1 protein-coding gene is annotated in these 11,318 nt (G+C 69.7%); it reads right to left on the bottom strand.

The window, feature by feature from the left end:
* Positions 1–11,318: filamentous hemagglutinin N-terminal domain-containing protein (locus CC207_RS11980; protein ID WP_256582072.1), on the bottom strand; the 11,318-nt coding region annotated here is incomplete at both ends.

The following is an 11,318-nucleotide window of genomic DNA, read 5'->3' as shown; positions in this document are numbered from 1 at the left end:
ATAGAACGTGGCGCTGCCGCCATAGCTGATCGGATTGCCGGCCACATCCCGCTCAGGGAACAGCGTGGCGATCGCCTGACGGCCGCGTACATAGCTGCCGGTACGCGGGCCGTTGACGTCGTTGTACTCGCGTCCGCCCTCGCGCAGTTCGCTGAAGTAGACCTGCCGGGCGAAGATGCGCTGCTGCTCGGCGGGCAAGGCGGCGAAATAGTCACCGCTTGCGGCGTTGTCGCCAGTAAAACCGAAACGTTCGCGCAGCCAGGCCTGCAGTTCCTGATCGTAGACCTTGAACGGCTGGTCCGGCTGGCCCTGCTTCGTGCCCAGGTAACGCTCGAGCAGGCGGGTATAGTCCGGCCCGGTCTTGCCAGCGCCGACGACGATGGCGATGGCCGCGCCGTCGTTCCCGCCACCGCTGCCATCGACCCGGCCAATGCTGTTGATCGCCGCCTCCTGGTAAGCCGAGCCCACGCCCTGGCCGGACTGGAACAGGTTGCCCCCGGCCACCACTTCCAGCTGGCCGGGCCCGGCAACATTGAAGGTGCTCAGGCGAATGTCGCGGCCGGCGCTGATCAACGAGACATCCAACGCGTCGCCATGAATGATCAGGTTGCCCGAGGAATGGATGTTGCCCTGATCCCCTGCCACCATGCCCGTCGCCCCGAAGCGCTCGGTCCCCAGCGCCTTGCCGGCATTGACGATATCGCGCCCGGCCATCACCCGCACCGGCCCTGCGCCCTGGTACAGCTTGAGCCCGGTCTGCTGGTATTCAATGATTTCGCCGGTGTTCAAGCCGAGGATGTCGCCCGCCAGGGCATAGAAACGCGCAGGCGCCTGCGGCCGCTGCCCGGCCCTGTAGGTGTTGAGCCCATAGGTGAACAACGGCGCCGTATCCAGGCTGGCGGCAACGTCCCCGCTCAGGTTGCCGGCCCGGTACACGAACGCGAAGTCCTGGCCCAGCATGGCAGGTCGCTGCGGCGTGGCGATGGCTGAGGTGTCGGTGCCGGCCTGGCTGATCACATAGCCACCGGCATAGATCGACTCGCCCGCGATCAGTTGCAGGGCGCTGCGCGCAGACGGCGCGGTCATCAGCGAGTACGCCGACGTCGCGACGCCCCGCTCGCTGGCCGAACTGCCGTAGTACAAGCTGCCGTTGGCCGCCAACACGCGCAGGGCCGTCGGGTAGAACAGCCGCCCACCGTAGAGCGGCAGGTTGCGCCCGGGTCGGGTGTCGTCGAGGTTGACCGGCGTGACATTGCCGCCCAGGGCCAGCAAGTCAACGGCGGTGGTCTCGCGCCACAACGAGAACCAGCTGCTGCCCTGCCCGGCATAGCGCATACCGTTGTCGCCGAGGAAGCCGGTCATGTTGAACTGCGGCACCCGACCTGGGTCGCCCACGCCTTGCACGACCAGGTCGCCGCGGCTGTCCAGGCGCACGGCGGCATCGCCCGGCATCAGCGTCAGGCCACCCAGCGCCGCCGCCTTGGTCGAGGTGAAAGGGTCGTAGGCACGCGACTCGCTGCTGTCGTTGAAGGCGAAGCTGCTGCCATAGACCTGCCTGACCACGCCGATACTGCCCGCCTGCACATTCAGGGCGCCGCGCAGGTTGACCAGCGTGCCGCCCAGGTCCGGGGTGACGCGCGCCATTTCCAGGGCACTGGAATCTGGGTTGATGGCGCCGGCCACACGCAGGTTCAGGTCGCCGCCTCCGGTCTGCACCAGGCGGCCGTCCTCGGTCATCCGGCCACTGCCGCCGACCACCAGGTTCAGGCCCTGGCTGCGCTCGGCCTCGACGCCCGCGGTGTTGCTGCTCTGCAGCAGGCCCGCCGAACCGTCCACGCCGACATCCAGGTTGCCGCCGCCCAGGGTGCCGATGCCGGTGAAGCCCACCAGCCAGGGCTCGGCCACCGTGGCCTGGGGCTGCTGGGCGAAGGTGCCGAAGTTGACCCACCAGGCCGCCGGGGTATCGGCGCTGGGCTGTCCCTGGCGCCACAACCAGTTGCCCACCGCGGCCGACGCCACTTGCGGCCTGGCGAGGGCACTGCCGGTCCTGGTCGCCACCAGGTTGCCCGTCAGGTCGCCGCCGGCGGCGATGCGCAGGTTGCCGCCCTGCTCCGGATACCAGGCGCGGTACAGGCTGTCGGTCAACGCTTCATAGGCCGTGCCGGCGCCGCCCAGCACGCTGCCGTCGGCCAGCCGGCCACGGGCGACCTGGTGCGGATCACTGCCGTCGCGCCATAGCGACGGCGCCTGGGTGCCGGCGGTGTAGACGCCGAACAGCGAGTCCATGCGCCAGTCGCCGGCGCTGAGCAGGTCCAGATCGCCGGTGCCTGTACGCAGCACGCTGAACATCAGGGTCTGCGGCGTGACCTCGATACGCTCGGGCTCGCTCGGCGCATCAACCTCCACGCACCAGCCGGGGATCGAGCACAGGTCCATGTCGGCTTCCGCCACCGGGGTGCCGGGCTCCATGCCATAGGTGTTGTCCGGCCCCCAGACCCAGATCTTCTTGCCGCCCACTGTCTGGTCCACGCACCAGCCGGCGATGTCGCACAGCACCAAGTCCTCGGGCGCCACCGGGGTACCCGGCTCCATGCCATAGGTGTTGTCGGGGCCCCAGACCTTGATGGTCTTCACTGCCGGCTCGCACCAGCCGGCGATCTCGCACAGCGCCAGGTCCTCGGGCGCCACCGGAGTACCTGGCTCCATACCGTAGGTGTTGTCCGGCCCCCAGACCATGCCGGTGCCGGTATCCCCGCCGCCGCTGCGTTTCTGCTGCGCCATGTAGTGCAGGTCGGCCAGGCGCAACACGCCGGCCTCGGTGTCGGGGCGGGTGATGCGGCTGTCGGCGGCATCCAGGTCGGCGCCGGCCACCAGGCGCATCGACCAGGACTGCGAACCTTGCGCCAGCATCTGCGCCAGCGCCCAGTTGCGCCCCTGCTGGCCATTGACCGCGGGCCGCAACTCGATCAGGTCGACGCCCTCGGCCAGCTTGACGTCGGTGCCGGCCGGCAGCCGCGAGCCCACGGCCAGGCCCAGCACGCCGCGCAGGGTCAGACCGCTGCTGGGCAGGGCAACGCCCTTGCTCCAGGTGCCGCCCTGCACCGCCACGCTGACCGGCAGGCGGCTGCCCGCATCCAGACGCGTGCCAACGGCCAGGGTGACCGGCTCGCGCAACAAGGTGCCGGCGCCATACAACAGGTTGCCGCCGGCATCGCGCACCGGGGCCTCGAGCACCGTGCCCGCAGGCAGGGTCAAGGGCGCCGACAGGCTCAAGGCACTGGGCAGGCGCTGGTTGGCCGGCAAGGTGGTGGCGGCGAACGGCAGGTCGAAGTTGAGCAGGCTGCCTTCGGGGAACAGCGTGCCCTCGGCCAGTTCGACGCCGCTGCGCGGGATCACCAGGTCGCTGTCGAAGGGCTGCTTGCCGGGCACCAGCAACCAGCCCTTGCCGTCCGTGCGTGTGTCGTCGGTGGCCAGGTCCACCGGCATGAAGCCGTCGCTGATGCTGCCGTACACCTCCAGGTTGCCCCCGGCGCGCAGCACCAGGTTGCCCACCTCGCCTGAACCGTAGACCGAGGTCTGCGCGGTCAGCGGATTGAGGCTGGCGTAGCGATGGCCGGACAGGTCCAGGTCGCCCTGCACCACCAGGTCGGTGCGGGCATCGGCCGTGGCGATCTCCACGCCCGGCCGCAGGTGCAGGGCCTGGACGTAGCGGGTGTTGTTGAGCCCGGCCAGACGCACCTCGAGCAGATCGCGATTGCCCAGCAGGTGGTTGATGAACTGCACGCTCAGGTCGTGCTTGCGGTTCAGGTAATCCTGGTCGATGACCTGGACCGGCCGACCACTGACCGAAGTGCCGCCCGGCGCCGCGTCGGTATAACGCTGGTTGCCGACCACCGCGATGGAACGGGCACCGAGAATGTCCACAGGGCCGCGCACGTCGATGGCGATATCACCCGCGGTATCGCTGTCCTGGCGCGGGGCGATCAGCTCCAGGGTGCCCCGTGGGCGGCCATCGCCCTGCCCGGCGGCGGTGCCGTGGCGCAGGTCGATGCGCGCGCCGCTGGCCAGGGTCAGCTGGCCCTGGCCACTGTTGAGTTCGACCACGGCGCGGTTCGGCGCGTCGATGATCGCGCCGTAGCTGTCGACCCGCAGCCCACTGCCGTGGGCATCGAGCAGCGCCCCAGCGCCGAGGGCAAGGCCACGTCCGGCGGCCAGGCGGATGCTGCCGACTTGCTCGCCGCTGGCATCGACATGGCCCTCGATCCTGAGCTGGCCATTGTCCAGCGACACGTTGATCTGCCGTGCCTTGAGCTCATCGCCGATCACCAGGTCGCCCTGCTTGATCTGGAAGCTGCGCGCGCCGAACACTTCGTCGCGGTTCAGGCGCTGGTTGAGGCCGGCGAAATCGTCCAGGTGCCGGGCACGGATATCGACCGCGCCACCCGCGTAGGGGACCCGCGTGCCGGCGGCATCATACTGGCCGCTGGCAGCCCCAAGAATCCGGCCGAGCAGCTCGATGCCCCCGCCCTGCTCACCCAGGGCGATGGCGCTCAGGCGACCGGCGCGGTTGTTGCGGGCACTGAGGTCGATCAACGCGCCGGCGGCCTGGTGAATGTTGCCGAACTGACTGCCGAGCACCAGCTCGCCACCCCAGCTGTACTGGGTCACATCATTGAAGGTCAGGGTGCGCCCGGCCAGGTCCACCCGCGCGGCGTCGCCCAGGCGCAGGTCGTCCACGGCCTGCAGGGTCAGGCGGCCACTGGGCAGGCTGAAGGTGCCGTCGACCAGCAGTTGCCGCGCCTTGAGGCTCATCTCGGCCCCCAGTGCCTCGCGGCCGCTGGCCAGTGTGCCCGCAGCGCCTTGCACACGCAGGGTGCCGCCGGCCTCGATGCGGTTGAGCGAACCCGCGGTGCCGGTCCACAACGGCGTGTCCACCAGCAGGTCGCCACCGCTATAGGCGAAGCCGCCGTCGGCCTGGTAGTCGCCACGGCGGTGATGAACCAGCAGGCTGCCCTTGTGGTTGGCCGTCACCTGGTGGCTGGCGTGCAGTTCCACACGGCTGAAGCCCAAGGTCTGGCGCGCCATGTCGGCGCTGCCGTCGGGCTGGCTGTTGGCGCCATAGCCGAACTCCAGGTCCTTGACGCGGATGGCCAGCACGCCATCGCCACTGCCGGCCCCACCCGCGATCGGCGCACCCGCGACGTTACGGGCACCACTCCAGATCAAGCGTTCGGTGCGGATGGTCGCCTGGTCGCCGGCCAAGCCACTGCCATGGATGGCCGGCACGCCGAGGACCAGGGCCTGCAGACGGTTCTTGCCGGTGACCGGGTCGTAGGTGTCGAGCGCGGTGGTACCGAAGAAATTCAGCGAGTCGGACGCCGCCAGCGTCAGGGTCTGCAGAGCAGGCACGCCATCGGCCGGGCTGCCCTGCAGCAGGCGGTCGAGCACCTGCTGGTTGAGGGTCAGGCCCTGACCCAGGACACCATTGGCCAGGGCCTGGGCCAGCGCCTCGGCGCTGCCGACGTTGATTCGTCCGACCGACAGGCCCAGGTGACGGGTGCCGAAGGCCACGCCATCATCGAGGCTGAAGGTCTTGTCGGTGGCGGCGAACAGCGAGCCTTCCGAGTACAGCCGGGTGCTGCCCTGGCAATCGCCGGCGCTGCAGCCGCCAATGAGAATGGAACCCGGCGCCCCGCTGGTGGTGAGTGGCGAAGACAGCACCTCCAGCCGGCCATTGGACACCGCCAGCAAGGCGCGGCCATTGCTGTTGATGAAGTAGCCGTCATCGGCGCCGAAGGGCACCGCGCCACGGCCAAGGGTGACGAGACCGGCCCCCTGCTCGACGACGATACCGCCGTGCGGATCGTTGCTGGTCAGGAACACTTCGCCGGCCCGCAGCTCGGCCCCCGAACGCACCCAGATATCGCGGGTGCCTTCGAGGAAGGTCATCTGGTTGCCGCCCTGGCCGTAGAGCACATTGGCCCGCCCGCCCAGGGTCAGCCGGGGTGCCTGCAAGGCATTGAGCTCGCGTGCCGACAGCACCGCGATGTTGTCGCCGATGGCCTGGCCGCTGCCGCCATCGGCGACGATCTCCAGGCCCCGGGCGCCGAACACCGCCGCGCTGCCGGCATGACCGCCCTGGGCGGCGGCGAAGTTCACCCGCCCGGCGACACGCAAGGTACTGGCGGCGTCATTGTTGGTCTGCACCCGCAGGTTCAGCCACTTGCCATCGGCCTCGATCGCCGCGCGCGGCACGCCCTTGGCCAAGGCATCGGCGCGCACGAAGTCGGCGTAGGCCATTTCGTTGTACTGCGAATAGCGTCGCAGCACGTCAGCTGCGGTCAGGATTACCTGGCTCGGCAGCGCCTGGCGGATACCGGTGTTGGCCACCGACAGGCTGCCCGTGGTGGTCCATGAACCGTTGCGCATCGCCTGGCTGCCAGAGCGTCCCACGGCCGTGGCCAGGCCATTGAGCTCGACCCTGAACGCGCCCGGCAGCAGGGCGTAGCTGGCCGGCAGCAAGGTGTAGGTGCCTGCCGCCAGGCCTGGAATGCTGCCATCCAGGGTAATCTGCTGGCCGATCCCCGGCGCTGCCACGCCGGCTTCGCCGGTGACCGGTGCGTAGGGGCCGGTGAAGCTCGGCACGATGGCATAGACCGGGTTGCTGTCCAGGGTGGGCAGGACCAGGCGCCCCTCGCCATCGAACTGCATCAGCGGGTGGTAGCGGGCATCGGTGGAGCCGCCACGTCCGGAGACGAATCCGGCCCCGGTCAACGTGCCGCCCCCGGACAGGTCGATCAAGGCGTCCTGGCGGACATCGATCGATTTGCCGTTGAGCGACACCTCATAAAGGCTGTCGCCTGCCGCCCCCACCAGCTTCACCGCCTCGCCACCGAACAGGTAGCTCAAGCCGTCCACCGTTGCGCCATAGGGCATGACCAGCCCGGCCGCGCTGACCGAGGTGATGCTGCCCGGCAGCAGGGTCACGGACTGGGTGCCCCCCGTTTCCTGCCCCAGCGACAACCCGCCCAGCGGCGCCCGCAGCACGCCGCCCTGCTCCACCTTGCCGGCGATCAGCGCCAGTCGGCCGAATACCGAGAACGGTTGCTCGGGCGTGCCCTGGCCGGCCCTGCCAATGCGCAGGGTGGCGTTGGCGCCCGTCTCGATCTGGCCGAAGGCACCGGTGGTCGGGTAGATCTGCGCGGCGAGCAGCTCCAGGTCGGCATTGCCGCGCAGCAAGGTGCGGTCGGTGCCCTCGCCGACCTTGCCCAGCACGCGCAGGTCGCCCTGGCTGCGCAGGCTGCCCAGAGCAAAGCCACGCCGATCGAAATCCAACGTGCCGCCCGTAGCCAAGGCCAGGCTGCCATGGGCGCCCAGGGTCAGCGCATCGCGCAGGTCCAGCAGCTGCGCGTCGACCTGCAACAGCGCCGCGCTGTCCTGGGTCGACAGGCCGCCCTTGAGGGTCGGTCGGGTCGCCTGCTCAGCGCTGCGGTGGTTGCTGCCCGCGAGCCGCACATAGGGCGCCTGCAGGTGAACACGGGCGTTGCCTGCGCTCCCCTGGGCCAGCACCAGCGAACCGGTGTACAGCTGCAGGCTGCGGGCCATCTGCAGATCAATGTCGCCATCGAACGCCACCACGCCGTCGCTGAGCAGCGACAGGCTGTCGAAGCCCCCAGCAGCGATCCTGGCGACGTCGAGGCGCCCCTGGCCATAGCGCAACGGTCCGTTCTCAAGGCCAGCAGCGCCCTGGGCAAGGGTCAGCTCGCGGGGTGCCTTGACCCCGTCGACCAAGCTGGCATTGAGGTACAGACCGGTGTCCAACGCCACCTCCAGGCTGCCGCCCGCAGCGCCACGACCACCGGAAGCGGCACTGAAGCTGCCGTTCAGGCGCAACCCATGGCTCGACGCCAGGCTGATGCGCCCGCCGTTGCTGGCCACGGCCACCGGCCCCTGGCCACGGATATCCAGCGTGGCCTGGGCGCCATCGGCGCGCAGGCGGGCGCCTTCGGCCATGTCCAGGAACAGGTAGGCGCCGTTGCTGGTGCCCAGGTTGTGGTCGACCTGCCCGCCGATGACGATGCTGCCGCCGTCATCAACCCGGCCATAGCGGCGCCCCTGCAGGTCAACGGCCGTGACCGCCCGACCGGACACATCGATCAGGGCCTGGTCGCCGAGGCGGATGGAGCGCTGGTGCGCGCCTTCGGATACACCGGAATCCATGGCCGGCAGCCACGGCTGCAGCAGGCTGACACTGCCGCCCCAGGCATTGAGGGTGCCGTCCAGGGTCAATTGCGCGGTGCTGCCCAGGCTGATGGACTGCAACGGGTCGACACTGATCGTCGCGCCGCGCCCGACCTCGAGCAACGCTGCTTCGCGCACGGTCTGGGCGAAACGGGTATCCCCCGCCGCCAGGGCCAGGCTGGCGCCGGCACGCGACTCCAGGGTGACGGCCACGGCGTTCTGCACGAGCGGCGGCGCCAGCCAGACCTGCGCCTGACCACTGACCGGCTGGCTGGCGTCAAGCCGCTCCACAGGCCGGGTGACATCGATACGACTGCCGGCGGCCACGCTCAGGCTGTGATTGCCGGTGATGGCGTAGTGGGCGAAGCCGCGGCTGAAGAAATCCTCGGCCAGATGCACGCTGGCCTTGCCATCGGCGGCGGCGCCAATGCTCACCCGGTCGGCGGCCACGGTCAGGGTGCCCGCACCACTGCTGCCGTAACCGCGCAGCTCACCATCGAGGCGCATCCGGCCGATCCCGGCGCTGTTCAGCACGCTGCTCTGCAAGGTCAGGTTGCCGCCACTGCCGCCGAGCAGGCGGTTGGCTTCGCGGCGCACCACCCCACCGGATACGTCCAGCACGCTGCCGCTGTCCAACAGCACATCACCGCTGCTACGCAGGCTCAGACTGCCGCCGTTGCGCCAGGCCCGCTCGCCGGGACTCACACCTTCACTGCGCAAGCCGCTGACATCCAAGCGTACGCCGGCGGCCACGCCGACCTGCGCGCGCAGCCCTGTCGGGGTAACAAGCGGCAGGTCCTGCAGGCTGGCGAGGACCCGCTGCCTGAGCACATCGCCCAGGACCATCTGCCCGCCTCTGGCGGTCAAGTCGGCATTGACCTGCACCTGCGGGGCATAGAGCGTCAGGCTGCCACCGTCGGCCAGACGCAGGGCATCATCGACCTGGATACGCTGCTGAGCGGCGACCGTAAGGCCGCCCAGGGCCGAGCCGTTGAGCCAGTCGCTGTCGAGCAGCAGTTGCCCGCGACGCTTGTCGTCCAGCGGTGCCTGCAGGCCGATATCGGCGCTCTGCCCGCCCGCCCCTTGCCGCACCAGCACCTGCTGCATGACCGGGGTCAGGCTCATGCCCAGCGCCTTGGCATCGGAGAGATAGCCGGGCACCTGCTGGCCGATCACCAGCTGCGCGCCCTGGGCTCGGGCGCTGTGGACCTGGCTATAGCCGTCGCCTCCGCGCACCGGCGCCTGGACCTGGCGCTCGTCCTGCCAGGTCTGGCCGACCAGCTGGCCATCGAGCACCGCGCTGTGGGTCGCCACCACCAGGCTGCCGGCATCGCGCCCCACGGTGTAGCCCTGCTCGAAGCGCTGCCCAGGGGCGATCAGCGGATTGTAGAAGGTGCGGGTCTGGTCCCAGCGTGCGCTGTGCGCCTGGTAGCCTTTGTACAGGCCGGTGTAGAGCAGGTCGCCCGGGGCCCGCGACAGTTCGTACAGGCGTCCGTCCTCACCACGCAACCAGCTCTGGCGGACGTAGCCGTCCTGCACCGCCAGGGTGCCACCGGACAGGTTGATCTCGGCGCCGGCACGGGTCACCAGGTCCTGGCCGGTGAAGGTCACCGTGCCGCCCTGGGCCATCCACTCGCCGACACTGTGGTTGCGGGTGCCGAGGTAGCCGCCGACCTCAAGCAGGCCACCGGCGGTGTACCAACGATCGCCGGCGTAGCCGTTGACGCCCTTCTCGACATGCACCAGTTCCCGTACATCCACCCACACATCGCTGTTGATCAGGCCGCCCTTGTCACGGTTGCCGGCCGCGTCGCGCTGCTCGTTACCTTGCACGTTGATCTTGATCACGTTGCTTTCCATCGCCACCTTGACCCCGAGGGCCCCGGCCACATCGATGCGCGCGCCCTCGTCCACCAGGCTGCGCAGCCCGGCGCTGACCGCCACCTGGCCGCCGGTGGCCAGGGTCAGGGCGCCTTCCTGGAAATGCACGGTGCCGCCACTGACCACCTCCACCCGCGACTGCTCGGGGCGGTCGATGACCTTGCTCAAGTTGTCGAAGCGGCCCGTGGCATTGTTGCCGCTGACACCATCCACCACCTGCCGCGAGGCCTCCCGCTGGCTGTCGAGGGCCTGGCTGTCGTCGAGCAGCACGGCGGTGACGCTGCCCTTGCCGAAGCTGACCGTGCCGTTGGCGTCACTGGCCGAATTGAGCAGGTGGATGCTGCCCCGCCGGTCCACCGCGGTGCTGGCCAGGGCCACGCCGTCCTGGCGCACGGCATGGCCGGTCAAGGTGATGTCGCCGCCCGCGGCCTGGATCAAGCCAGCGTTGGCCACGCTGCCGGCACTGCTGCCGGCCTTCAGGCTGCTGGCGACCTCGTTGCCACGGGTGGTGGAGAAGGCGTTGGCCTGGGTGCCCTTGCCCCGGCGGATATAGAAGGCGTCACCGGCGGCCAGGGTGGCCTGGCCCTGGGGCGTGATGATCTGGCCTTCGTTGCTCACCTCGCTGCCCAGCAACAGCACGTAGCCGCCCCCTTCGGTGGAGCTGGCCGGCGCGCGGGTTTGCAACTGCGCGCCGCGCTCGACCTGGAGCTTGCCGGCGGCCTCGGTGAAGGTGGCCTGGCTGGCGTTGTTGTCGACATAAAGCCCACGCTCGCGGAACTGCTCGTCGCTGACCTGCGCTGCCGCCGCCACCAGGTTGCGCACGTTGACCTGGCTGCTGCCGTTGAACACCACGCCATTGCGGTTGACCAGCATCACCGTGCCCTGGGCCTCGATCTGGCCCTGGATCTGGCTCGGCCGGGCATTGGGGTCGTTGACCCGGTTGAGCACCGCCCACTGCGCCTGCTGATCGAACTTGACCGTGGTGTCGCGGCCGACGTTGAAGGTCTCCCAGTTGAGGATCGCCTTGTCGGCGGTCTGCTCGATCAGCACCTGCGTCCTGCCGCCCACCTGGCTCTGCTGCGGCGCCTTGGCATTCTGCCAGCCCTTGGTCAACGGGTTCTCGTCGACCTTCAGGCCGCCCTCGCCCAGGCCGTTGGGCACGGTCTGCGGCTGCACCTGCGCGAGGGTACGCCCGG

The sequence above is a fragment of the Pseudomonas sp. DrBHI1 genome, assembly GCF_002205115.1.
Taxonomy (GTDB): Bacteria; Pseudomonadota; Gammaproteobacteria; order Pseudomonadales; family Pseudomonadaceae; genus Aquipseudomonas; species Aquipseudomonas mosselii.
Note: the sequence above shows the minus strand (reverse complement) of the source record. Positions and strands in the feature narration are given on the sequence as shown.